At 51.1% G+C, this 24,719-nt stretch carries 17 protein-coding genes; 11 read left to right on the top strand and 6 right to left on the bottom strand.

Annotated features, from left to right (window positions below):
- Window positions 1–326: 326 nt before the first annotated feature.
- Window positions 327–1,550: a glycosyltransferase gene (locus EPA93_RS39515; RefSeq protein ID WP_129892799.1), complete on the top strand. Its 1,224-nt coding sequence runs from the start codon at window positions 327–329 to the stop codon at window positions 1,548–1,550.
- 131 nt (window positions 1,551–1,681) lie between these two features.
- Here the strand turns inward: EPA93_RS39515 and EPA93_RS39520 are convergent, their stop codons facing one another.
- On the bottom strand, window positions 1,682–3,295 hold the full coding sequence (locus tag EPA93_RS39520) for an FAD-dependent oxidoreductase (protein WP_129892800.1): 1,614 nt from the start codon (window positions 3,293–3,295) through the stop codon (window positions 1,682–1,684).
- Between the two features lie 114 nt (window positions 3,296–3,409).
- Between EPA93_RS39520 and EPA93_RS39525 the strand changes: the two genes are divergently transcribed.
- The 3 genes from EPA93_RS39525 (at window position 3,410) to EPA93_RS39535 (ending at window position 7,343) form a co-directional block, all read left to right on the top strand.
- Window positions 3,410–4,150, top strand: a complete 741-nt coding sequence (locus EPA93_RS39525) for a TetR/AcrR family transcriptional regulator (protein WP_129892801.1) — start codon at window positions 3,410–3,412, stop codon at window positions 4,148–4,150.
- 458 nt (window positions 4,151–4,608) lie between these two features.
- A complete protein-coding gene (locus tag EPA93_RS39530; protein ID WP_165423707.1) occupies window positions 4,609–6,141 on the top strand; it encodes a tyrosine-protein kinase domain-containing protein in 1,533 nt (510 codons plus the stop codon).
- Complete coding sequence (locus EPA93_RS39535) at window positions 6,138–7,343, top strand: nucleotidyltransferase domain-containing protein (protein ID WP_129892803.1); 1,206 nt, start codon at window positions 6,138–6,140, stop codon at window positions 7,341–7,343. Before EPA93_RS39530 ends, EPA93_RS39535 begins: the two co-directional genes overlap by 4 nt.
- Before the next feature lie 109 nt (window positions 7,344–7,452).
- On the opposite strand, the gene EPA93_RS39540 is transcribed toward EPA93_RS39535, so the two are convergent.
- The 3 genes from EPA93_RS39540 to EPA93_RS39550 form a co-directional block, all read right to left on the bottom strand.
- A complete protein-coding gene (locus EPA93_RS39540) occupies window positions 7,453–8,325 on the bottom strand; it encodes a sulfotransferase domain-containing protein (protein WP_129892804.1) in 873 nt (290 codons plus the stop codon).
- A 72-nt stretch (window positions 8,326–8,397) separates the two neighbouring features.
- Window positions 8,398–9,957: an O-antigen ligase family protein gene (locus tag EPA93_RS39545; protein ID WP_129892805.1), complete on the bottom strand. Its 1,560-nt coding sequence runs from the start codon at window positions 9,955–9,957 to the stop codon at window positions 8,398–8,400.
- An 18-nt stretch (window positions 9,958–9,975) separates the two neighbouring features.
- Window positions 9,976–11,520 carry a CpsD/CapB family tyrosine-protein kinase gene (locus EPA93_RS39550; protein ID WP_129892806.1) on the bottom strand — a complete coding sequence of 515 codons (1,545 nt, stop codon included), beginning with the start codon at window positions 11,518–11,520 and terminating at the stop codon, window positions 9,976–9,978.
- A gap of 368 nt (window positions 11,521–11,888) precedes the next feature.
- Here EPA93_RS39550 and EPA93_RS39555 point away from each other — a divergent pair, with 368 nt between their 5' ends.
- Window positions 11,889–13,031, top strand: a complete 1,143-nt coding sequence (locus tag EPA93_RS39555) for a glycosyltransferase family 4 protein (RefSeq protein WP_129892807.1) — start codon at window positions 11,889–11,891, stop codon at window positions 13,029–13,031.
- A gap of 40 nt (window positions 13,032–13,071) precedes the next feature.
- Here the strand turns inward: EPA93_RS39555 and EPA93_RS39560 are convergent, their stop codons facing one another.
- Together EPA93_RS39560 and EPA93_RS39565 are read right to left on the bottom strand one after the other, a co-directional pair.
- On the bottom strand, window positions 13,072–14,583 hold the full coding sequence (locus EPA93_RS39560; RefSeq protein WP_129892808.1) for an AAA family ATPase: 1,512 nt from the start codon (window positions 14,581–14,583) through the stop codon (window positions 13,072–13,074).
- Window positions 14,584–14,610: 27 nt separating this feature from the next.
- On the bottom strand, window positions 14,611–15,849 hold the full coding sequence (locus EPA93_RS39565) for a glycosyltransferase family 4 protein (protein WP_129892809.1): 1,239 nt from the start codon (window positions 15,847–15,849) through the stop codon (window positions 14,611–14,613).
- A gap of 381 nt (window positions 15,850–16,230) precedes the next feature.
- Between EPA93_RS39565 and EPA93_RS39570 the strand changes: the two genes are divergently transcribed.
- The 6 genes from EPA93_RS39570 to EPA93_RS39595 all read left to right on the top strand — a co-directional run bounded on the left by EPA93_RS39570 (window position 16,231) and on the right by EPA93_RS39595 (window position 24,686).
- Window positions 16,231–16,992: a hypothetical protein gene (locus EPA93_RS39570; RefSeq protein ID WP_129892810.1), complete on the top strand. Its 762-nt coding sequence runs from the start codon at window positions 16,231–16,233 to the stop codon at window positions 16,990–16,992.
- A 256-nt stretch (window positions 16,993–17,248) separates the two neighbouring features.
- Window positions 17,249–18,439 carry a hypothetical protein gene (locus EPA93_RS39575; protein ID WP_129892811.1) on the top strand — a complete coding sequence of 397 codons (1,191 nt, stop codon included), beginning with the start codon at window positions 17,249–17,251 and terminating at the stop codon, window positions 18,437–18,439.
- A gap of 57 nt (window positions 18,440–18,496) precedes the next feature.
- On the top strand, window positions 18,497–20,464 hold the full coding sequence (locus EPA93_RS39580) for an oligosaccharide flippase family protein (protein WP_129892812.1): 1,968 nt from the start codon (window positions 18,497–18,499) through the stop codon (window positions 20,462–20,464).
- A gap of 34 nt (window positions 20,465–20,498) precedes the next feature.
- Window positions 20,499–21,491, top strand: coding sequence for a glycosyltransferase family 2 protein (locus EPA93_RS39585; protein ID WP_129892813.1), 993 nt, complete (start codon window positions 20,499–20,501; stop codon window positions 21,489–21,491).
- A gap of 56 nt (window positions 21,492–21,547) precedes the next feature.
- Window positions 21,548–23,104: an alkaline phosphatase family protein gene (locus EPA93_RS39590; protein ID WP_129892814.1), complete on the top strand. Its 1,557-nt coding sequence runs from the start codon at window positions 21,548–21,550 to the stop codon at window positions 23,102–23,104.
- Between the two features lie 43 nt (window positions 23,105–23,147).
- Entirely contained in the window at window positions 23,148–24,686 is a 1,539-nt protein-coding gene (locus tag EPA93_RS39595; RefSeq protein WP_165423708.1) for an alkaline phosphatase family protein, read from the top strand.
- Window positions 24,687–24,719: the final 33 nt, after the last annotated feature.

Below are 24,719 nucleotides of genomic sequence, written 5' to 3' on the forward strand. Positions count from 1 at the left end.
TAATTATTATATAACTTAGCGAAAATAGCAGATTTTTGATTCTTTAGATGAAATATATGTCTATATTTATTTGGCGAATAGCTTGATAGATGATTGATTTATGCTTATATTTAGCTTGCCTATATTAGAACTTATAGAGGTTATGCGTTTGGACAAGAAGGTCTGCTCATACTTTGCAGTACCGAGAAGAGGCTGTGGTGCAGGCGGTTTTGGTCGGAGGGTATGAGGCACGTAGAGAATGGGGCGGGACGCAGATTTTTGTAGGGTTTGCTTGAGGTAGACCGGCTTGTCCCTGCCCGGCTGTCAGGTTGAAGAGGAGGATCACAATGCGTATATTATTTGTTACCCCTTATGTGCCGTCGCGTATTCGCGTGCGACCTTTCCATTTTATTCGTTTCCTTTCCGCCTTTCATGAGATTTCGCTGGTATCTTTGCTCTGTGACGAGTATGAGGCGCAACTTGGCGATGAGGTGAGGGAGTATTGTGCCACGATGGATCTGATACCTCTCTCAAAAAGAGCTGCATATATAAATTGTTTGCGCGCTTTGCCCTCATCTATGCCTTTACGGGTAGCCTATTATCAATCGCCTGCCTTTGCTCAACGTATTCGCGAAGTGATCCGCGAGCGAGATATTAAGGTGGTGCATGCCGAGTTGATCAAGGTGGTACCAGGCTTACATGCCCTCTTGAAAGAGGAGGATATTGCCATTATTTATGACTCGGTGGACTGTATTACCTCATATCTGGAACAGTGCCATCGGGCGGCTAGCAATCCCTTGCAAAAAGCCTTTGTGTGGTCTGAGCTGCTAAAGATGCGGCGTTATGAGCTCAATTCAATTGAGTCTTTTGCGCGCGTTGTGATTAGCTCGGAGCGAGATCGCGAACGCTTAATCGCTCTGGGAGGGCAGAGCAGCGCGATTCAGGTCATTCCGAATGGGGTAGATACTGTGTACTTTAGCCCGCTGGCACTGGCGAGAGAGCCAGATTCGCTAGTCTTCTGTGCGAAGATGGACTATTATCCAAATTCGCAAGCTATCTTGCGGTTTGCCCAGGACGTTTTGCCCTTGATCTGGGCCACTCGTCCCCAGGTGCAACTGACTATCGTTGGTAATAATCCTCCGTCTGCAGTTCGCGAGTTAAGCGCTGACCCTCGGATTACAGTAACCGGCTATGTGCCAGATATCAGGGTATATCTAGCCAGAGCCGCAGTTGCTCTGGCTCCCCTTGTTGTAGCTGCAGGCATACAGAATAAGGTATTGGAGGCTTTAGCTATGGCTACGCCGCTGGTTGCCACCCCGGGTACGTGTCGTGCGTTGCAGGTAGAGCACGCAAAACATTTGCTGATTGCTGAGGAGGGGCAAGCATATGCTGAGGCGATACTGACTCTTCTTGCGCAACCCCAGCTGGCTCGGCGCCTGGGATTGGCTGGCAGGCAACTTGTGGAGCAGCGTTATAGCTGGGCATTTGCCGCCGCCAGGTTGCATGAGCTCTATAGAGAGGTTGCCGAGGTTCAGCGGACTGACGATCTCAATACAGCCCTGGCCCTCTAGTGAGTACTAACTTGGGAAGTTGGTTAAGAATGGTTAAGGCTTGCATCTCTGCATTGAGAAATCTTAACCAGGGGAAGAAGGCAGAGCGCCCGTCTCTGCCTGAGAGCCCTTACCTTTGCGGACTATATATACTATGAGTTTCTGCATAGAAGGCGCATAAGTACTACCTCAAGCTCAGCAGCAGGATTGGGAATGGAAGTCTTAGCTCGCCAGGCGACAAAGCCATCGGGACGGATTATAGCTGCTCCGCTTGCTGAGACACCATAAGCTATACACCAGGCTTGCTCCAGCTCAACTACATCTCCGTCTGGGGCAATGCGGTACATGGCCACATCAAGAGATAAGCCCGAGGCAACTGAGCTGTATGCTTCGTGCCAGCCTGTGCCCTCTTCGCCTGTCAGCAGTATAAAGCTCTTGCCGAAGAGATCGAGCAGAGAGATGCGCTTGCCCTGATATTCTACCCATAGATGCGGAGCGCGCGTACCCGGATGTCCATCGAGATCGAGTGCATGTAACTGTGGAGTATATCCTTCCTGCGTGATGATCGCCTCTGATGCATAGTAATATCCTAGCGCGATATAGAGAGGATGAGCTGGAGCTGTTTCCTGCTTTTCTGCTGTAGGAACTTCTTGTGCGGCTGTGAGGCAGGCCACAGGGCGCCGTTCTGTATCATAGGTTTCTAACAGAGGAGGTCTAGCCAGGCCTCTAAGCACCGTAGCGAGCTTCCAGGCCAGGTTATGAGCGTCTTGAATACCTGTATTTGCTCCGGCACCCCCTGTAGGATACATTACGTGAGCTGCGTCACCGACGAGAAATACACGATCCTTATTGAAGCATTCGGCAATTCGCTCCATTGGCGTCCACGGTAAGATGCTAAGAATTTCAACTGATAGATCTGGCTGATCTGTTATCTTGCGAAGCAAATCCCGGCAAAAGTCGGGGGTAAATTGCTCAGGAGTCTCACCAACTTCTGGGTGATAGGGGATGTGGAAAAGCCAGCGATCCGTATTATTGATCGTCATTAGCAAGCCAGATACTTCAGAATGCTCAATTGTGCAAAGAAGAAATTCGTGACCATGTACAATCTCGCTCAAATCAGCCTGGAAAGAGATATGCAGGAAATGCATTCCTAGCTCTCCACGACCTGTTGTTGCCAGTTCTAAGCATCTTAGAACAAGGCTATGTGCGCCATCGGCGGCGATCAAGTAGTCAGCATGGACACTTTCTTTCAACTCGCTACCCTTGTGTTCTAGCAGCACGGCAGTAATACCAGTGGAATCTTGCTTGAAGGAAATCAGCTCCGTGTGGAAACGCAAATCTCCTCCGTGCTTAAGTGCAGCAGCGGTCAGAATACGTTCAAGATCAGCCAGGTTGCATGGACATACTGTAGAGGGGCTGTGCATTGAGATCAGGGTTTTCATCTGCTCTTCAAACTCAAGCTCATCTCCATCGGGTGTAGTGCGCTGCGCTCGCTCCAGATTCGTTCTTGTCAGCATCCCGAGCGAGATTTCGCCGCGAGCCTGAGCTAATGGGGCGGCTGCGGCGTGGACAGCCTCTTCGAGCTCCAGTTGACGTAGTAGTTCCATCGTTCGTGGACTCAAGCCGATCGGCCGGGCATGGATAGTCGGGCCTGAATGCCGTTCGACAAGAAGATAAGGGATCTGGTGCTGTGCAAGAAAAAGCGCACATGAAAGGCCCGCTGGGCCCCCACCAACAATGAGAACAGGGACATGCCGTAGTCGCATAGCAAAAACCTCCTGAAACAGAGATACTGGATAATCTCGTTACTGGTACACTGTACTATAATAGTATCATGGTACAATGTACGACGTCAAGTATATTTGTAGGAGGATATTACTATGGCTTCGCGTAATCAGAAATCTCAACAGCCCGTTGAGCCGATCTGGCTTCGCCTGGCAAGGCCCAGGCAAAAGAGGCAATCGTCATTAAGCCACGAGCAAATCATTCGCGCTGCTCTCGAACTTGCCGATACTGAGGGAACACGAGCGCTCTCGATGCGTCGCCTGGCCACGAAGCTTGGCGCTGGCACGATGTCACTCTATTGGTATATTTCATCCAAGGAAGATTTGCTCGATCTCCTTATGGATGCTGCTTTTGGTGAACTTGAATTGCCAGAGCGTCCGTCTGATGATTGGCGGGCTGGTATCTCAATCTTTGCTCTACAGACACGAGCTGTCATGTTGCGTCATCCTTGGCTCGCTTCACTACTCGGTACACGACCAGGGCTAGGGCCCCATTGGCTGAAGCGTTTTGAGTTCTTTCTTGCGGCGATGGATAACCATGATCTAACTATGACAGAGATTGCAAGGATTTTCAGCCTTGTAGATGGCTATGTCATAGGCTTTGTTATGCGCGAGCTTGAGGAGAATGAGACTATTCGGCTCACGGGAGTAACCAGGGAAGAGTGGCGAGCGACTATTAATCCCTATATACAGCAGCTCATAACATCTGGCAATCATCCTTATCTTGCACGCTATCTGCTGGAGAGTGAAGAGAGCCCTATTGAGGAAAACTTTACCTTTGGCTTGGATCGTTTGCTCGATGGTATCGCAGCGTATATTGCCGAGTATCATCCTTAACATCACTTTTCCATGAAAAGGAGCAGATCTTGCTATAGGCTGCTGCGGCATGTCTCTTGTTTGCCCGGCGACCGGAGCTTTGCATTTATATATTTATCTACTTAAGAATGCTGGAACCAGTATAATTGATTTAGCCGGGCAGTGTTGGCAAGCGCTCCTGACGGAATAGTGCAAAGCAAGCCTTAAGCATGCCGAGCCTGCTTTTAAGGAGAAAATTGTGGAGATGTTCATGTCCGTAAGACAGGTCGTCAGTGCATAGAGGGCGAGCTGTTTGAACAGCATCTCCCTCTGGTGCCAAATAGTTTTAGCTTAGCTCTATGCTGAAAGATAGTTATCTCTCAGGCGTAGTCGAGCCGAGATGCTCGGTAAAATCAGACCGGCAAGAAGAAAAGAGGATACTTCCGTCTCTTCTCGCAGTAGCTCTTAGTGTTCACGTTGTGATGAGGAAAAGGTCAGTCATGAAAATAATCGTAAGGGCTTTTGTACGTTGGTCATGGTTGCTGGTATTGTGTATAGTTGTAGGATTTGTTGTCGGTAGAGTTGTCTCATCAACACTTCCCCCAACCTATCAGGCGACATCGGTTGTGCAATTGAGCTCGCAGACGCGCACTTCGCAGACGCAGATTATTCAGCCAGTTGCCTCATATAGCACGCTTGTTACCTCCGACCCTGTATTAAATCCTGTACTTAAGCAATATCCTCAGCTTGATCGTCAAACATTTATCGCCAAGCAGTTGGTGGTGACACCCGACACCCCATCTAATAGCTTCCAGATTCAGGTAACGCTACCTGAAGCCCGGGTTTCGGCAGATATTGCGAATAGATTGGCTCTGCTGCTGGTCGCGCAGCAAAATTTGTATATTAAAGAGCAATATACAAAGGCAATCCAGCTTGCCAATCAGCGAATTGCTAGCGAACAAAAGGCGATTGATAGCTTGAATCAGCAGTATGCTGCTACGCCGGCTACCAATACGGCGCTGCTCAGCCAGCTGGCCAGCCAGATAGATCAGCAGCGCAATATTCAAAATACCGATATAGCCAGTCAGCAGGCCCTGATAACTGAACAGGCTCTCTACAATGCTCCGCTCTCAGTTGTCTCGTCTGCCGTACCGGCTACAAAGCCATCATCGATCCTTGGCTCGCTTCCGCTGGTACCGGTGATGATCATATTGTTTTTGTCGCTGGGTATAGTGTTCATAAGTTTTCTTGAGCAGAGCACGGGCCGTATCAATAGCACGTATGTATTGCAGCAGAAGACCGCAGTACCAGTTCTGGGCTCGCTCAGTTGGGCCAAGCCTATGCCGCCCGATGAGTTGGGACTGGCTAAGACCCAGTATTCCGAAGAATGTCGTATGATGATGGCTGATGTCATGTTTCAGGCCGAGAAGATGCAGGCCCGCATTCTTGCCTTGACTGGTTTGCGTGAGGAAGCTGGCACAAGTTCAGTGGCGGCACAATTAGCCGTATTGCTGGCGCAAAGCAATCGACGGGTTTTGCTCATTGACGCTAATCTCTACCGCCCTTCTTTGCACACCCAGTTGCGTGTATCCAATGAGGTCGGGTTGGCCATGCTGCTAGAAGAAGCTCGTAAAGCCAAGGTGAATGCGCCGGCGGGTAAGTCAGACCATGGCTCTGTAGAGACGCTTGATAAGTTAAGCATTGAGCGGTTTATTCTGCCGCTAGAGATCCCGAATCTCTATATATTGCCTGCCGGTATTACCGATGTGAATCCGGGAGATCTCTTGAGCATGCCTGAGATGGGGCAATTTCTCAAGTGGGCAGCCTCTCCAGTAGATTTTGTCATTATAGATTGTCCGGCTCTTGATCATGGCGAGGCCCATATACTTGGTACCCTGAGCGATCAGACGCTCCTCATTGTTGATGCGACAAGAGATCGTTTGAAACAGGTGATGATGGTGAAGAACGATCTGGCCGATGGCGGTATAAAGCTGGCTGGAATGATTGTCAATAAGCTGGGGCGCTGGGTATGAGCCTGGCTGTCGATAATCTCTCCGCCGGCTCTCCGCCACCTTTGCCGGTGGAGGCTGCCCTCGAATATGTGTATGGTGGTAGACTGGACCGTGTACTCTGCACAATGCAGTTACACGGGCGGCCTACCGCCCTGCAAGGATGCCTACCTCTCTTATTACAAGAGATATCCGCCGATAGACTTATTGCGCGCCTGGGGGCCAAGAAATATACTCAGCTGCTCACCTGCTATCGGGAAATGAGCCATCTCAATCTCTGGTATAGTCTGGAGATGGAGCGTGTTTTAAAGGCGCTGGTAGCGGCAGATATCCCGGTAATGGTTTTGAAAGGGGCAGATATCGCGGCAACCATCTATCCGCGTGCAGATCTACGATATTATGATGATGTAGATCTGCTGGTGCCGCCCGAGAAGCTGGCTGAGACGACGCGTATTCTGGAAAAGCTGGGCTATGCTTATCACCAGGAGTACCGCTTTGAAAGCATTTCAAAACGGCGGGCCGCCTATGTCTATGTGAAGCCAGTAACTGCAGGACATGTGGTATTTGAGGTACATACCGCACCGCATGCTAATGAATTGCAAGTTTCGTTTGATGTGGAACAGATCTGGAAGCGGGCGCGTCCCATCAGCGTGGGCGGCGTGAATGTTTTAGGGATGGGTTTGGAGGATCTCTTCATCTATCTCTGCTGGCATTATCGCGCCCATGCCTTTGAGCGGCTGATCTGGCTTTATGATATTGCCATGCTGTTATTGTATGGAGAAGCGCAACTGGATTGGGGCTTACTGTATCGCCTGGCCCGGCGACAAGGCATGCTGGCTACAATCTATTATGTGCTGCAGTGGTGTCAACAGCTCTTCCATATGCCGCTTTCTTTTGAGACCTGCGTCGAGCGCTATATGCCTCCCGCGCCTATCACCTGGCTTATACAGCGCTACGTAGGGCGCGATACCTGCGCTGTCTTAAACAGGACCGCGCTGCGTCAACGCAAAATTTTGCAACATCTTTTGGTCGATACCGTAATAACATTGTGCCAGGTAGAATTACATGTGCTCTTCCCCAGTTCTGCACATCTAGGACGGCTCTATATGGAAACCTCGCGGTTGCCATTGAGCTTTTTCTGGCTTTACTACCTGGTGCATCCTTTTTTGGTATTGCGCGAAGCCTGCAAGGCAACTCTACATAGCATAAAAGGCCCACACAGTTAACGGCTGTGTGGGCTAACTTCCTCGTTCTTTAAGCATATCCTGAGGCAATTTCAGACCTTTTAGATGCTGTTGAGACTCTTTCTCGCTCCATTTGAAGATACTGTACCAACTAGTGGTCCCAGGCAAAGTTCCTGCCCAGGAGCTTATACAGGCGCTGGTTATGTGGCTCGAAGTAAGCAACCAGGCGTTTGCGCAGGGCCGGGTCCATTTTGGCGGGAGCATCTGAGTCTTTTGATTTATTGTAAGCTTTATAGCCAAGTTGAAGGCTGCGGGGTTCGAATACTGAGACGCCGAGGAAGGCTAGCACCTCTTTATATATTGCCGAGGAATCCCTATAGAAATCTTCGCTCCTGATAATGAGCATGCGCTCGCGCGGAAAGAGGTTAAGCCAGCGCTCAAGCTGCTCGGCGTAGATGCCGCGTGCCAGATAAGCGGCGCGTTGATAGCTAAAGCTATGGTAATTGGGATCGATTTGTACCCTTGCGCGGCCTTCGCGCGTTCTCTCCTCTTCGAGATTGAGCGCATCCTCAAAGGAAAAAGTTTCGTGGCCCCAGCGAATGTTATGGCGATATTGCGAGTAGGCTCTATCCACAGGATTGCGCAGAAGGGCTATAAGCTTGACGTTGGGTAGGAGCGCGGCGACTTTTTGCGCTGGATGGGGGTAAAAGAGATATTCCGGGCTCCCTTCCCCGGTGATAAAAACCTCTTTGCGCATCCGTTCTACGTAAGATTTATGCACGCGGGTTGGGAAATGTCCCTGGTACCAGGCCGGGCCTTTTCGAAAGTGCTGATCGAAGAAGTGGACCTCTTTCATGCGGGCTGAGATGATATTAGGATGCTCGATCAGATAGCTATAGAGCGAAGTTGTGCCACCCTTTTGCGTGCCGATGATCAGGAAATCCGGCATGAGCCGTAAAGAGCTGGTCAGATTACGGTAGAGGCTGACTGTCTGCCTTGCTGTGTTGAGAAATGGTGAAACCATTAGCCAAACTCCTTGATAGACTGCAATAGGTCAAGCTCCCCTCTACATGAAGAGAGGAGCTTGAGCCAGCGGCTAGCGCATATATTCTGCTACGGGGGCCTGATTTGCTAAAGTTTCTCCTCTATCGTCCTGGTCTGATCTGGATGGTGGCAGCTCCATGCGCATGGCCTCTTCCTCCCAGTTAGGAATGCTAACGACTAAACCAAGCAGGAGCCAGCGATACGAGGCGCCTACAAAGGAGGCTGTGCCGCCACCATCGGCAGCCGAAGGCACAAATGATGAGGTAAAGAGCCCGCCAAACACGATTGCCACAAAGTAACCAAGGTAGGCCAGAGCCAGCGCTTTGCTGAGTCTGCTGCGCGCGGATTTAAAACTCTTGAGGCAGATCCAGCCGATAGCTGCCATCGCCCAAAGCAGGCATATAAGCCCTTGTAGGCCCATTTCTGCCAGTACCTGCAGGTACTGGTTGTGCGCGACTCCTACGACGTCAGTGCCGTAGGCGATGTCAAAGAACTGGTAGTTGCCCGCGCCTGTTCCCATGAGCGGCACATGATTCCACCAGATATTGAGAGCGTCCTGCCAGATCTTGAAGCGATCGGTTCCATACGTTTGGGAAGGATCGAAAAAGCTGGTAATTCCCGAGACAAGGATGAGCGGGGTCAGGATCAGGGCTACAATCAGGGGTATCTTCCAGTTTTTGGTATAGACCATAATCATGGTCATTAAGGCCAGGAAAAGCGCGATCCACGATTCGCGCCCAATTGTCATCACCACGCCTATGCTCATAATCAAGGTAAGCAGGCCCCAGATGGTGCGCGTCAAGGTTTTCTGGCTGTATAAGGCCTGGCAGAAGGCCACGCTAGCAAAGAGGACAAGCAGGGTACCAAGTCCGCTGGAGACCGAACCAAAGACTTCTGGACGCCTGATGCCCATGATTACCTCTTTTGAGTAGAGTCCCAGCGGTGCGGCAAAAATGGTGCCAAGGGCGTAAAGCAAGCCAACGACCATATAGCCTATAAGGGACCAGTAAACGTGGCGCACAGTATGGATAATGCCGGCGACGACAACTACGAACATCGGTAGGCCGACCAGGAGCATCATCTCAGCGGCATTAACTATCAGGACGTTGGTTGTGGCGTGGGGAAATGAATAGGTCACGTTAGGATCGGGACTTAAATGCGAGTAGATGATTGAGACAAGCCCGACCACAATCAGGGCGAGTAGGGGTGCTAGCAGGCTGGGAGGCAGGAGCCAGCGCCCACTTTTGCGGTTGGGCAAGAGTTTGCACAAAAGCCAGATCAGGCTTACCAGGAAGAAAAGTAAATTTCCCAGGTAGAGGCGCGAAAGTATCCCGGAACTGGCAAATGAAATTGCTACGCTCGGGCCGGCCACGATCAGGTATAAGGGTAATGCCAGCTCCGATTTGACAAAGAAAAGAACTATCAGGTTAATGGTCAGTGCTCCCAGCACGCCTACTAGCGGTGGCAATAGCGGGACCTCCATCAGGGCCGCCAGACCAATGGTCAGCAACAGGTAGATGACCAGGGTGGTGGTCATCTCTGCTGAAGGCAGCCTGAAGGCACTCCACCATGCGCCTATAGATGCCTGGTTCTCTACGTTATCTCTATTCATAAAGGTGTGCCTCACAACTTATTCCACAATCTCTGGATAAACCCTGTTGAGAACGATGAAGGGAGAGACGCCGATATTGGCCAGGAGTTGTTGAGCCTCAGCTACGTTAGGGCTCTGACTTCTCTGGGCATCGACTACCAATAAAACTACATCGGAGAAAAGGGCCAGGTGCGTAGCGTTAGCTTCGCTCAAAAGCGATGGTCCATCTATGATAATGAGCTCGGCCTGGCTGCGCAGATTGCTTATAAACGCTTCAAGCCCATCGACCCTTAACGTCTCGCTCAGGGCGCTGGTCATAGGCTGCGTGTTGCCAATAGGCATGACGCTTAAATTGTTCTCGATTACTGAGAAGGATCTGGCGGTACTTGCTATGCCATTGGCGCTGTTAGATAGAGCTTCCAGCGTGCCATCGGCGTTGGGCAAACTAAACCATGCATGAAGGACAGGGCGCTGTGGATTAGCATCGATGAGCAATGTGCGTAATCCATCCTGTGCCGCAGCAAGGGCAAGACAAGTCGCCACAACGCTTTTGCCTTCGCGCCCGTGTGGACCTGTGATGGTGATCACCTGCCAGGCTCGTTCGTGCTCATTGGCTTGATAACGCAGATGCCTTAGCAAGGAATGGCAGGGAGCTACCTGTTTGAGCGCTTGTAGTCGTTGCTCGCCTAGATCGGGCAGCTCTGGAATGCTGGCGGCCAGGCGCGGAAGCACGACCCTGCGCTTTTTCTTTTGCAATGGAATGCTTTGCGAAAACATGCTCGCTAGCATAATGCCGCCCAGCGCCATGATCAGACCGATAAGCGGCGAGAGGAGCAGGCGTTGCGTGCGCGTCGAGGGATAGCCAGGTACTGTAGTAACGCTTGGCGTACTGCTGGCTAATTTAAGAATGCCGTTACTGTTGGCACCTTGATGAGCCAGAAGGGCCAGTTGTTTGTTGATAGCGCTTATGCGCTGCTGCTGCTCCCGATAAAGGCTGCTGAGCTGGATATATTCAGAGGTGAAGGTCAGATGTGCGGCCTCCAGCGACTGAAGTGTGTCATAGGTATTTTGCGCATCACTTCTGCTCTGCTGCAGCTCTGTAGTGAGGGCAGAGCTGATCTGCGTGGCGATGCTTGAATGCTTGAGGCCAATCTCGCTGAGAATGGCGCTATAGACATCGTTGTCAAGGTTTATGGCATCCTGCGGGCTAGCTCCGATTGCACTTAGCTGAATGACGTTGGCTCCTGTCACCTGCGTGGTCGTGACAAGGGCCTCTAAATCGCTTAACTGCAGCCCCTTGTGTTTGGGCAGGACCAGCTTGAGCGTGGCCGGGCTGATAAAGAAATTAGTGTAGAAGAGGGCGGAGCTGTTCTGGCCGGGCATTGTGCCAAAGCCAGAGGGCAACGGAGATACGATAAGTAATGTAGCCTGATAACTTGCCGGTATCACGATATCCGGCAAAAAAAGGCTGCTAAGGGTGGCGATGAGCATAGCTAAAGCTATAAACCATCCCCAACGGAGCAGAAATTTAGTAATTATGGCTAGCCATATGGATCTGGAAACGTGCATAGGGTAGGTACTCATATATCTTCCCTTCTAACCCCTTCTGACAAATTTGCTAAGCTGTCTCTATCTTCTATAAATTAGCATACCGGGTGTGGTAAATAGTTTTTCCCTCCACTATTTTAACTATCTCTATGATAACAGCTCAGCATATATTTGAGACTATAAATATGGTTAAGAAAAGGTTGATTTTGCTCGGCTATGCTTGAGATTTCTTGATGAAAGAAAGTTGACATAAAATAAAATTGCAAATATGTTAATGATATTTTAATTCAGGATGACATATATATGGCTTATAGATTGAGTATTGATGCTATGATAAATAGAGAGAGCATTGGCTAACGTTGTCAGATGCCCGATTCCTCGCGTTTTTAAGGAAGGAGTAAGCAGTGGGAAGGTTGCTACGCGTTGGGTTAGATCTTACTGCAATCTGGAGACGGCCAACAGGTATCTTTCGTTATGCGGCCGAAATGGCCAGACATCTACAGTTACAGGAAGAAGAAGAGCCAGCCATACACTATGTTTTATTTTTTGCCCACAAAGTTCATCCAGAGTTTGCGGCTTTACAGGATAGTTTTGAGACAGTCATTTGTCCTTCTACCAACGAATTATTCAATAAGCAAGTCTGGTTTCCGTTGATCCTGCCCGGCTTGCATTTAGACGTTATCCACTATCCGGCATTTCCCCCGCCGTATTTTCAGTCATCCGGGCCCCGCATTGTGATGACCTTGCACGATGCCGGACCCTGGCGTTATCCACAGGCGTTAACTTTGCGTGGGAGGCTTTATTTTCGCACCTTGCTCTCGCACGGCATGAGTGCCTGCAGCAGGATTATCACGGTTTCTGAGCATGCGCGGACAGAAATAGGGCATTTTCTTGGAGAGCAATATTTAGCCAAAGTCTCGGTCATTCCAGAGGCGGCTCGGCCAGAATTTGCCATTCCACGTGACGAGGCCTTTAAAGAGCAAGTGCGCACAAACTATCATTTGCCTGCGCAGTATTTCTTTGCAGTTTCTACCCTGGAGCCTCGTAAAAATCTTGTGACATTATTGGATGCCTTTCGGCGGCTCAAGGCCAGGCTGGGAGAGACCTGCCCACCCCTGGTGATTGTAGGGCGCAAGGGATGGAATTGCGAGGATATTCTTGATTATATGGCAGAGCTTGAAAATATGGTCATATTCCCCGGGCATGTCAGCGATGAGGAACTGATGGCCCTCTATCAGATGGCCACATGCCTGGTCTTTCCCTCCCTCTACGAAGGCTTTGGCTTACCCGTGTTGGAAGCGATGACCGCAGGCTGTCCAGTAATCACGTCTCGTACGTCTTCTCTACCCGAGATCGCTGGCGAGGCGGCCCTGCTTGTGAACCCTCTTGAGGCTAACGAGATTGCGGGAGCTATGCTGCTGGTCTTACGTGACAAGGATTTGCGTGCGCGCATGATCCGTGAAGGTAGGAGCTGGGCGACACGCTTTTCCTGGGAGCAGACAGCCAGAATGACCAGGGAGGTCTATCTTCTGGCTGCCGAAGCCTGATCAGGCTACCTGCTTAATCTGGGCCTGGCTTGCCAGGGGCTCAGGTAAGAAAGACGTAAAGGGGTTGCGTTTTGAGCTTTTCGCAGGTAGCGCGCGCCATCTTTATGGCCTTGAGGCTATCGCGGCGCTTCCTGACAAACAAAAGTACCTGTCTGACTTTGCTTATGAGGATGTGTGTATCTGGATGGTCAACGGGGGGAGCATCCAGGATAATCAGATCAAAGCTATGCTGTAACTCGGGAAGCAAGGTCAGCAGTGTTGTGGCCGTTAAAGGCTCTCCCTGGCTAAGTGTGGCTTGGGCGGGGAGCAGGAAAAGATTGGGCTGAGTGCTCTGTCGAATGCAAGAAAGCTCATGCCCCTTGCTGGTCTGGCATGTGTATAGTTCCTCTGCCTCAAGCTGGTTGTGCAGCTCTGGATGCTCAAAGTCCATATCAACCAGGAGAGTTTTGTGTCCCTTGTGGGCTAGAACAGAAGCCAGGACCGTGGCCAGACGCCTCTTCTTGCGTGGACTGCTTAAGAGGATGGTATAGCCACCCTTGTCTCGCATGATGCCTGCACTGATCGCTGAGCCGAGCAGGCGTAGGGGCATAAGACGTCCGGGCAAGGGGAGCTTCTCGGCGCTTAGCAACTTTCTTTGCTCAGAGGGATGAAGCTGTGGGATCTCGGCAGTTACGGAAATGCCTGCCAGGCGCAAGAGCTCCTGTTTATGCCTGACGAAAGGGGTAAAGAAATCGAGCGCGACAAGAACACAAATTGTTAGCAGGAGGCCAGCGGCCAGGACAAGGCCCTGAATAACCAGGCCAGGCAGCGGAAGAACTGTAGGTTCTTCGGGTATATCAGCTTTCTGCAGAATGCTATACGTTTGCGCGATCATCGGCAAGGCATGCTGTACTTCTAACAGAGACTGCTGATAGTTGTAGAGGGCATGGCGATCCTGATTGACCTGACTTTGATATTGCGTGAGCGTGACTTTCTGCGCGGGCGTAAGTGCGGGTGCAGGCCCACGTTGGGGCTGAGGAGGAGTCGCGGCCTCGATCTGCAGATTAAGCTTATTGATCTGGTCGTTGAGCCGCGTGGTAGTTTCCTGCAGCCACTGATTATAGTAGCTCATTTGCCTCTGGATACTGTCGGTCTGAGCCTTAACGAACATGGAGGCAAGAAAATTAGCAATATCTGCTGTAGCGTAGGGAGATATGTCATTCACGTGAATCAGCAAAATCTGATTAGTTTGATCAGTAGAGACGCTAATATTGTTTTTGAGCTGCTCTTCATTAAGATGAGGATACGTTTTCATAATCCTCCGCAAGATGGCTGGCGAGACAACTTTTCCCTGATATTGCTGAGAACTGGTCGGGATATTAAGCTGGACCATGCCTGATGGAAAAGCTGTATTGGCCAGAAGCCGATCATTGAGCAGAATAGCGACGGAGGACGTGTAGATAGGCGTCTGGTTGCTCGCGATCATCCCTCCCAGCGACCAGGAGAGGAGAGCTACGAGACCAAGCAACCACCACTTACGTCCGATCCCTTCTAAGTATGCTTTTAGTTCCATAATAATTTGGCTCCCTTCGTAAGCATGCTAAACGCTGTCGGGGACAGAAGAAGCATCTTGCCGGCTATCTCTGACGTCCTGTCTTTCAGTTCTATCCGGTGGACTGTAGGGCAAATGCGCTACCTCCTCGTAAATGTCGAAAAGCCTCTGCGCTATCTCAGCTTGTCCAAAACGGGTTTGTGCCTGTCTTTGGCCTGCGGTACTCATCCGTTGGCGCAGGCCGGGATCGCTGAGCAGCTTGAGCAGAGCTTGAGCATACTCTGGTACGTTGTGTACATCTAACACATATCCAGTAATTCCATCGTCAATAATGCAAGGAATACCAGAGCCATTATGGGCTACAACTGGTAAGCCTGCCGTCAGGGCCTCCAATAACACCATACCAAAGCTCTCAACAAATGATGGATGTGTGAGAAGCGTGGCCCCCTGATAGGCGGCCCGAATAAACTCGGGTGAATTATCTTGTAAGATCTTGAGGTGTTTGCTTACGCCAAGCTCGTCGGCCAGGCGCAGAAGATCCTGGCGAAAGGCCGGCTCAGCTGGCTGAGATGGCCCAACGATGAGAAGGCTGGCCTCGGGAAAGTGCTTCACGATGGCTGGCAAGCAACGTACCGTGTAGTCCCAGCCTTTGCGCTCAATGAGCTGACCCACGCCGAGAATAAGCGGATCACCGCTAATGCCGGCTGCGCGCAATATGTGCTCAGCTTCTTGCCGGCTAGGAGCGTCGGCAAAGATTTCTGGGCGCGAAACATGAGGGACAACGCGGAGGCGCTGCTCTGCAACTCCAAGGGCACATAACTGCTGCCTCGTGTATTCGGTAAAGACGATAACGCGCTGACTTAAATTGAAAAAAAGGCGCCCGGGATATTTGTCGTAAAGATCGCGCAATGGGCGCCGGTAGGGATAGACATGAAAATGGGGAGAGAAGATCAGCGGGAGCCCGCGCATACGGGCGAGAAGAATGGCTAGCTCGCTTCTCCCTTCTCCATAGCCATGGCAGTGGATAACGTCGGCATCTGTAGTCAATAGAGCCTGAATAAAGGCTCTTGAGAAAGGACGGCCCTTGCGCCTGCCGGCGGGGCAACGTCGCACATAGATCCCATCGATTATCTCCTCAGCTGGCTGTTGTTCGTTCACTTGAAAGGTCAGGACTTCGGCATCCCAACCGCGTAATACGGCCTCACGTACCGGCCAGTAGAAGTAGTACATCTCGAAAGGATGCATTACTGTAGCCGGAAAATTCCAGACAACTTGCAGCAACTTCACAAGCGATCTCCCTTTCTACCTGCAAACCTCTGATAGCTTGCTGTGTTAATCTCCCTATAACTTTATAGTATCTCTTCCGATTATCTCTAGCAGAAGCTAAGTACCTGAACTTTAGAATTTAGAAAATGGTGGGAATGGGGGCAATCAGCTCGTTCGCGGCGTGCCCTCGCCCCTGGTACCTGTCTCCCAGACAGGGTTCCCGCGTCTAACTTTTTCTGTTCACTTGTTTAGCGTTTGGTCAAACTGCCTGTGATGAGGGCGCCAGCGGTCCAAAAAATGGGAAGATGAACAAGAGAAGGACACAAAAAAGTATATGTGGCCTGGTTAAAATAGACTATAGTATTGCTCTGTCGGTAATTGGCTCATGGAGGTGTAGGCTTTATGGGATATCGCAAGCTACCTGCCTGTAAAAAAATGTGGGTGGGCTTATATGGATGTATTCTCTTAAATCTGTTGCTGCTTGGTGCCTGTGGAGTCCCGCCAGCTCCCGCCCATCCTTTATCTGCGGACCCACTCCTGGGTGAGACCCCTGTAACTGTGATGGCTCAGCGCAAGCACATTGAGCCGATCCAGGTGTCTGGCGCTCAGTCTACCCTTACGACGTACCCAGGCGGGCAGATGAAGATGACAATTTCAACTAGCCCGTATGCTCTATGTTCTTTTAGCGTTGATTACGGGCGTGGTGCGCCAAGCCATAATGTTGGCGTGCTTCCGCATGCGGCCGATGGTAATGGTGTAGCGAGCTGGTCCTGGCGGGTAGACGGTGATGCACATACCGGGACGTGGCCGATGACCATCTCGGCGGTACTGCCCGATGGTCTGAAGACTGTGGCCCGCGTCAATGTCGTGGTAACCTTTCCCCCCATTAATGTTGTAGCGACACAGAGTAGTCTTGTAGCGGCTCCCAAAGGGAACATAGCTCTGACAATCTCTACTGCTCCCAGCTCTGATTGCACAGTAGCTCTCAGCTATAGAGGGGCACAGACGAAATTTCTGCCCGCTCACTCGGATTATAACGGCCTTGCCAGCTGGTCCTGGCACGTTGAGGCTGGGGCTTCGGCTGGAGTCTGGCCACTGACGGTAACTGTGACCCTGGCGGATGGCGAGAAAACTTCTGCGCCCGTCAACGTCACGATCCTGTAGGACCAGATTGAGAAATCTTAATGCATTAGTCCTATTATCAACCGAAACTCGACACTCTTGCTACAAAAGAAGTAGTTGTGGGTTGATATTATCGTCTAAGCATTAATAATATAAGTAGTAGTAATAAAGTGTTCTAGTAAAAGAGGGGTAGCTGCATATTAGCTTGCCTCCTTGGTAACAGATGTTTAAGTAGCAAGAAAGGTGGAATGGCGTTTTCTCTTTTGTCTAATGACAAGGTAAGGCGCCCGCAAAGAGCATGAAGAACTCGCTCTACATGTTATGGTTCGAGGGCATTTGCCCGGATCGGCTACAGAAAGTTCCTTCGCTCGTACACTTGTGCAAGTATGGCGTTGATTTGCGCTTAACTCCCTTTCCCCTGCTAGAGGCAGGTCAGTGTTATTATCAATTGCTGACGGGAACCGGGGCCGGAAAATTTGGACGCTTCGATGCCGTGTACCCTGAGTTGTATCGGGCTTGCCCCAGTACCGAATTGCCAGAAGGCGCGGTTGGGCGCCTGCTCCCGGATATTCTCCATACGTATAAGTTAGCCACCCTCTCTCTGCACGCTGATAATGTACGTATGCTTGATGCTCTGCAGGACCAGGCTCTGGATTTTGCTCTCTTACGCGTAAGGGCTGCTGACCTATCTGACGATGAGCTTGATATGTATGTGGAGCGATGCCTGGAACTGGTTGCGCCCTCGGGGCACTTATTAGTGCTGACCGATGTCTGGAGCCCTGCCCCTCACGCTTTCGTCAACCTTAACGATTTCCTTGCCGAGATCGGACTTCTGGAAGTAGGCAAGCCACGTACGACAGAGAGCATTGCCTGGCCAGAAACGCTGGCCTATAGCCTGGGGAATGGGCAGCTCTGGATCAATTTGCGTGGGCGTGAAAAGCAGGGAACAGTAAATGCAGGACAGGAATATCAAGATGTATGTAGTGCACTCATTCGCGAGATATGCGATAACTGGTTAGATCCGCGTACGCAAAAACCTGTAGTTGAGAAAGTCTTACGCAAAGATGAGATCTTCATCGGTGATTACCTGTTCAAGGCTCCCGATCTTATCGTGATATATAAGCCAGGATATGCCGCTTCGGCCCGGGCTCAGGCGCTGGATTTTGATGGCGCGAGCGTTCTGGCGCAAAGCGAGCCGGAGGAGCAGACAGCCTGCGAACCTTATGCACGTCTAATTGGCTCCGGTCCCGCGCTTGTGAGTAGCTTTGCGGCCGAAGCGCGCTTAGTTGATATTCTGCCCAGCGCGCTCTACATGTTAGATCAGGCGATTCCTCGCCGTATTGATGGCAGCATTATCTCTTCGATGTTTACGCTGGCCTATCTGCAGCAGACAGCGGTGCGCTATATAGATGATGAAGCCAATATGTTGTCAGATGAAGAAGAAGGGCTGATTGTAGATCGGCTGCGCGATCTGGGGTATCTCGGCTAAGGGAGCTGATTACCGGGTTGGAGGTTGTAGTGTAGTAGAGATGGAAGGAGTGGCAAGGTGCATCCATCGCATGTTGGAGATGAATTGACCGGGCAAACGCAAGATTCTTCCAGAGGTTATACTGACGATCTAGCGGAAACCGTAAAATCCAAATTTGGGAAACCTGGGCAGGGCTTCTCTCATCCTGCGCTGGATGCACGCAATGATGCCGTATCTGCTGCTCCCACAGCCGCGCCTGGACGCCCGGCTGTGTGTTCGCGTACACCTGCCTTCGAACATCGAAGTGTGCGCTCATCTTTACGGGCCAGGAAGCTGCTGAAGGCTATACAATTAGAACCGGTTTCAAAGGTGCTAGCCGATGATCTCGTTGTGCGGATTAACAGGATAATCGGCAGAACCATTACTGGAAAGCCAGCGAGTCAGTATCCGGCCGAGAGCGTTGAGCGGCGCAGAGAGCTCGAAGATACGCTACCTCGTGCGGCGGTGAGGGGCTTGCAGGAGGCTAGAACCGATAAGCGCAATGTCGTGGCAAGTACTGCAGGTGGGGCAGCGGTTGCCGGCGCAGGAGATCTTATCTCTGCGATCTTGCGCTATACGACTAATGTCGCCATGACCCACCTGGTAACGCAGAGCATTTATGGAATTTTTGTTGAGACCAATACCCTGATTACAGTTTTGGGCTATGCCTCTAAGCTTGGGCTCGATAGCACAACTTTGCGCTTTCTCTCGACCTACCGCGCTAAAGGGAATAAGGCTCTGGCTGCAGGTTTGCTGCGCTTTTCTGCTTGCTTAGCCCTCCTATCCGGCATTTTGGGCGCTCTACTGTTCTTTGTTTTTGCCTCCTACCTGGCTCATTCTGTTTACCATAGAGAAATTTATACCCTTCCATTTCGGGAGGCGGCTATATTGATCCCTCTGATCGGTATGCAACTGGTGCTGGCCAGCGGCCTGCAGGCGCTTAAGGCCATCAAATGGAAAGTCTATGTGGATCGTATAGTACAGCCTGGCCTGACGCTTGTGATGTTGTTTGTGTTTTATCATCTGGGCCTGAGGTTGGAAGCCCTGATTTTTGCCACCATATGTGGTTTTGTGGGCTCTACACTTCTGGGGCGATTTCTCTTGCGCAAAGCTGCCAGGCGTTTGATCAAGGAAACGACGCCACGCTATGCAAGAAAAATCTGGCTGCGCTTCGCCTTTCCCATGTTTTTTAACTCCATGATACGCAACGTATTAAATTCGACTGATATCCTGTTTCTCGGCGCTTTTGCCACAACCGCGCAGATAGGCTTGTACGGCGCTGCTGATCGGGTGAGCTATTTTGTGGTAGCTCCCTTGATTGCCCTGAACATGATTTTTTCGCCGGTAATTGCCGAATACCATTCGCACAAGAAGCATCAGCAACTGGCTAGCATGTTTAAGGTGGTGACCAAGTGGTCTTTCTCATTGAGCTGGCCTATCTTCCTCTGCTGTTGCATCTATAACCAGGCGATTCTCGGCGTCTTTGGCGAAAAGTATGTGGCAGCAGGCCTGGTACTGATTATTCTTGGCTTCGGCAATCTTGTGGATTCGGGGGTGGGTTCGGTAAATTATCTGCTGGTGATGACAGGACGGCCAAGAGTCATCCTGACCAATACTGTAGCTACGGTGGTAGTGAATATTGCCCTGGCCCTCTTTCTCGTTCCACGCTTTGGTATTCTAGGGGCGGCAGCGGCGGCAGCCCTGACCTTGACCCTGCTCAATATTGTCGGCCTGATCGAGGTCTACTGGATCATGCGCATACATCCTTATCGCAGGGATATTCTAAAGCCGCTCATCGCCGGTGGCGTGGCCTCGCTCGTGGGCATGCTGCTGGCGCGCTTTGTGCATGTGGGCTATGGGCATCTGGCTATCCTTGGCACCATCGGCCTGCTCGGAATGTTCATGCTTGTATATGCGTCGATGCTGATGGCGCTGCGCTTTAGTGAGGAGGATATGATGGTTTTAGATATGGTACGTGCCAGATTGGCTAAGAAAAAGGGTGCGTAAGTGTTTGTCTGCTTAGTTGAGGAGGCTTTTGATCATGGCGAGCCCTACTGTCAGCATAGTTATCATTACTTGCAATCGAGCTTTCCTGCTCAGGCATTGCCTTGAACGCGTGCTGGCTCAGCCTTATCCATATAAAGAGATCATAGTTGTGGATAGTTCCAGGGGCGAGGAGAGCGCACAGATCGTTGCCGGGTATCCTGAGTTGCTCTATGTCCATTTGTGGGGCCAGCGCAATAATATGCCTCAGGCGCGCAATAAGGGCATAGAGCTCTCTTCTGGGGATATCATTGCTTTTATAGATGATGATTCGATGGTGCAGCCTGGCTGGTTGGAGACGCTCTTGAGCGTCTATGAGGATAAAACCGTGGGTGCGGCTGGCGGACGCATCATTACTATGCCTGAACCATATTCTGAGCAGAAGGCCGGACCGCCGCAGCTCATTATTTCGCCTACAGGGAATGTCCTTGCACGCGATACGGGCCTGGTGAGCGAGGCTGTACTTGAGATCGATCACCTGGTAGGCTGCAATATGTCCTTCCGACGCACAGTTCTAGAGCAAGTGGGCGGCTTCGATCCTACCTATACACTTACCAATTTGCGCGAGGAGACAGATCTGTGCGTGCGCGTGAAAAGGGCGGGCTGGCGTATAATATTTCATCCTGCTATGGCTGTTCTGCATTTCTCGGCCCGCAGCCTGCAGCCATATTTCCTTGAAAAGCCTTTAGTGCAATTTTCGAATGGGCGCAATGGAACCTACTTTGCCATTAAGCATTTTGGCCTGCGCCCGCAAACCTTGCTGGGTCTGTGCAAAGATGCCGGAAGATCGTGTGCCCGCGCTGCCTATTTTGCCGGCCTGTTTGGCTTTGGGGCGCTGGCGCACCTTACCGGGCGCCTGGTTGGTTTGGGCGTGGGGATTCGCTGGCTGCTAAGCAAGAAGCAACGTGCTTTATCGGCCCCTGTATTACCCCTGCGCCGACAAGCAGCTAGCGATTCAAGCTCGCTTTCTGTCTCGCTCAAAAATAAGTAGCCTGGCTTGAGGTTCTATTGTTGTGGATAGTGTTGTTAGTTTGAGGAGTTTGTATTATGCGAGCAGTTGTTTTCGGGGTGGATGGCTTGAGTTTTCGTATTCTCCAACCTTTGATTGAAAGGGGCGATCTGCCTAACTTTGCGCGCCTTCAGCATGAGGGTACGAGCGCAAGTTTTATTTCCTCTGTTCCGGCAGTGACGCCGCCCGCCTGGATGTCATTAGTGACAGGTTTAAAGCCGGCTAAACATGGAGTGTTTGATTTCTGGGAATTTGATACAGCCTCTCCTACCCTTACCTCTAAGCTAGTAACTCATCGCAAGGGAGGCAAGGCGATCTGGAATATTCTTAGCGAGTACGGCAAACGCGTGATTGTGCTCAATGTTCCTCTTACCTATCCACCAGATCCGGTGAACGGTATTATGGTAAGCGGGCTGATGACTCCCAGCATGGCCACGCCCTTTACTTTTCCCCACGTCTTCAAGGATGAGCTCCTAAAAGTCGTCCCCGATTACCGTATCGATCTTTCAACCGAGAAAATTCCGGCTGGCCAGTTTGTGGATGGCGTGCTGGCCATGACCGAGAAACGCATCCAACTGCAAGAGCATTTGCTTTCCGAGCATGAATGGGACTTTGCCTTCCTCGCTTATGTTGGCCCTGATCGCATACAACATCGCATCTGGCAGGATATTGAACAACTGGATCAGCAGGCAACAGCCTATTACCGCCTACTTGATGATGCGCTGGGCCGTGTTATGAAGCATCTTACTGCTGAGGATTTGCTCTTTGTGGCTTCGGATCATGGCTTTGTGGGAGCACGCGAATGGTTTTATATCAATGAGTATCTGTGCCGGCGCAATCTTTTACAGCGCGATGCAGCGGCCCAATCATCGCGGACAAAATTGCTGAGTGTGGGACGTGAGGCGGCCCAGAAAATGCACATGCTCGGCTTGATACGCAAGTTTCGTAAAGTGTACGCAAGCCTTGATAGTACGCCAATTATCAAGAAAAAGCAGAGCTTTTACAAGCCACTGTTTGAAAATATTGACTGGAATGAGAACAGAGCTTGCGTCCTCTCCTTAACGGCCTTTGGCAGCGGTAATGCCGATATTTTTCTTTCCCCAAATGCTACGGCTGAGGAAATAGAAGAATTGCGCCAGGCCCTCTCTAAGGAGTGTAGCCCGGTGAGCGGAGAGCCGTTGGCGGAGGCCGTTTACGCCACCGACGTCTATGGCGTTGGCCCCTTCCGCCTGCCCGAGGAACATATCGTCTTATTACCTGCTCCGGGGGTCACGTTCCATCTTACTATGGGCAGGAAGCAGTTATGGGAAACGCTCGATATTCCCAAGGGAGTGCACGAAAAAGATGGAGTTTTTTATGCCTGGGGAGCCGGCATTCAGCAGGGCGCGCGCGTCGATCCGCTCCAAATCTATGACCTTGTACCAACTGTGCTGCATGCTCTTGGCGTATCTGCTGAGGAGCCATTTGACGGTAAGGTCGCAGAGACAATCTTTGCAGATGGACGACAGGAGCAGGGCAGCGCGAAAAGCGCAAAGGCCAATCTTGTAGCACGCAAGTTGGAGCAACTGAAATTGAATCAAACGCTGGTGCAGTAACTGTGTGTAAAAGAGTCATGTTTCTAGGGAAGGGATGATTGTTATGCGTGTCTTGCTATTCGGTATCGATGGGCTGGCGTTTCGCGTGCTTGATCCTTTAATTGCGCGCGGACTATTGCCTCATTTTCAACGCATATGCCAGCAAGGAGCTCAGGGAATCTTAAAATCCACGATGCCACCAATGACCCCACCAGCCTGGATGTCGATCTCGACAGGCCTGCTGCCGGCTCAGCACGGCGTCTATGATTTCTGGGAATATGTGCAGACGGAGCAAGGACCACTTGCTCAGGTGGTAACTCATCGCAAGGGCGGCAAGGCGATCTGGAACATTCTTAGCGAATGGGGCAAGCGTGTGATCGTCGCAAATGTACCTTTGACGTATCCACCGGAGCCCGTCAACGGCATTATGCTCAGCGGCTATATGGCGCCTGATACCCATGCCAATATAACCTATCCTACACGCTTCAAAGACGAATTGCTGCAGGAGGTCCCTGATTACCAGATCGATCTTGATCCGGCTGTCTCGGGCGGCCAGATTGGTGATCCCCTGGCCGAAACGCTAAAGATGACGCGTAGCAGGCTTGCCATGTTTCGCCTGTTGCTTAAGAAGCCCTGGGATTTTTGCTTTCTGGCCTGTAGCGGCGCTGATCGTATTCAGCATTTATGCTGGGATGAGATTATGGCTTTCCATCCGCAAGCTGTAGCATATTATCAGATGCTAGATACTGCTCTTGGTATGATGCTGGCCGAGTTGGGGCCCGATGATCTGTTGATGATCATCTCTGACCATGGCTTCCAGGGAGTGCGCCGCAAATTCTATATCCAGGAACATCTGTACCGGCAAGGATGGCTACAGATGAGAGATACTAGTAAGCGGCGACGCGCCGAAATACTGGGGATGGCCAGAAAAATTGTCAAAGTATGCAATTTACAGCAACCTTTACGCAGGCTGAGGAGCCAGTTGCGCCGTAGTGGAGTGCTGGCAGTTGAGAAAGAGCAGCACCGTGCCCATCTACCTGAGCTCGATTGGCTGCGCACCGATGCCTGGGTTCCCTCGGCATCAGGCTTTCTGGCTGGCTATGCCGATATCTTTCTTGATAAATCTCTGACTGAAGAAGAGATTCAACTGCTCACCGATGCTCTATGCGCCTTGCGCGATCCCGAGACGGGGGCTTCGCTCTTTCTAGAGGCGCATCGTGAGAGCGTGTATGGTTCAGGGCCTTTTGCCCCCGCTGAGCGGCATTTGATCTTACTGGCTAACGAAGATACAACCTTGCCCACTGAACTTGGCAGAGGCGCTTTATGGGAAACTAGCGATGTAACTTCGGGTATACATCATCCCGATGGCGTCCTCTACCTCTATGGAAACTGCATAAAACCCGGAGCCAGGATAGCTCCTGCTCATGTGTGCGATATTGTCCCTACTATCCTCTCATTTATGGATGTGCCTACACCTGATGGCCTGACCGGCAAATGTGTACAGTCGGCATTTATTCGGCCTTTGACCAGGGTTTCAAGCGCTCCAGCTAGTGAAGGGATAGTCAAACAAAAACTAAAAAAACTGCTATCAGAATCGCGCTAAATGGCTAATCGTGCGCAACTTGGAAGGGAGGAG

Source organism: Ktedonosporobacter rubrisoli (genome assembly GCF_004208415.1).
GTDB classification, from domain to species: Bacteria; Chloroflexota; Ktedonobacteria; order Ktedonobacterales; family Ktedonobacteraceae; genus Ktedonosporobacter; species Ktedonosporobacter rubrisoli.

Excerpts from the sequence above, each read along its gene's own strand:
- EPA93_RS39515 (WP_129892799.1), top strand. The coding sequence starts at position 327 with ATGCGTATATTATTTGTTACCCCTTATGTGCCGTCGCGTATTCGCGTG.
- EPA93_RS39520 (WP_129892800.1), bottom strand. The coding sequence starts at position 3,295 with ATGCGACTACGGCATGTCCCTGTTCTCATTGTTGGTGGGGGCCCAGCG.
- EPA93_RS39525 (WP_129892801.1), top strand. The coding sequence starts at position 3,410 with ATGGCTTCGCGTAATCAGAAATCTCAACAGCCCGTTGAGCCGATCTGG.
- EPA93_RS39530 (WP_165423707.1), top strand. The coding sequence starts at position 4,609 with ATGAAAATAATCGTAAGGGCTTTTGTACGTTGGTCATGGTTGCTGGTA.
- EPA93_RS39535 (WP_129892803.1), top strand. The coding sequence starts at position 6,138 with ATGAGCCTGGCTGTCGATAATCTCTCCGCCGGCTCTCCGCCACCTTTG.
- EPA93_RS39540 (WP_129892804.1), bottom strand. The coding sequence starts at position 8,325 with ATGGTTTCACCATTTCTCAACACAGCAAGGCAGACAGTCAGCCTCTAC.
- EPA93_RS39545 (WP_129892805.1), bottom strand. The coding sequence starts at position 9,957 with ATGAATAGAGATAACGTAGAGAACCAGGCATCTATAGGCGCATGGTGG.
- EPA93_RS39550 (WP_129892806.1), bottom strand. The coding sequence starts at position 11,520 with ATGAGTACCTACCCTATGCACGTTTCCAGATCCATATGGCTAGCCATA.
- EPA93_RS39560 (WP_129892808.1), bottom strand. The coding sequence starts at position 14,583 with ATGGAACTAAAAGCATACTTAGAAGGGATCGGACGTAAGTGGTGGTTG.
- EPA93_RS39570 (WP_129892810.1), top strand. The coding sequence starts at position 16,231 with ATGGGATATCGCAAGCTACCTGCCTGTAAAAAAATGTGGGTGGGCTTA.
- EPA93_RS39575 (WP_129892811.1), top strand. The coding sequence starts at position 17,249 with ATGAAGAACTCGCTCTACATGTTATGGTTCGAGGGCATTTGCCCGGAT.
- EPA93_RS39585 (WP_129892813.1), top strand. The coding sequence starts at position 20,499 with ATGGCGAGCCCTACTGTCAGCATAGTTATCATTACTTGCAATCGAGCT.
- EPA93_RS39590 (WP_129892814.1), top strand. The coding sequence starts at position 21,548 with ATGCGAGCAGTTGTTTTCGGGGTGGATGGCTTGAGTTTTCGTATTCTC.
- EPA93_RS39595 (WP_165423708.1), top strand. The coding sequence starts at position 23,148 with ATGCGTGTCTTGCTATTCGGTATCGATGGGCTGGCGTTTCGCGTGCTT.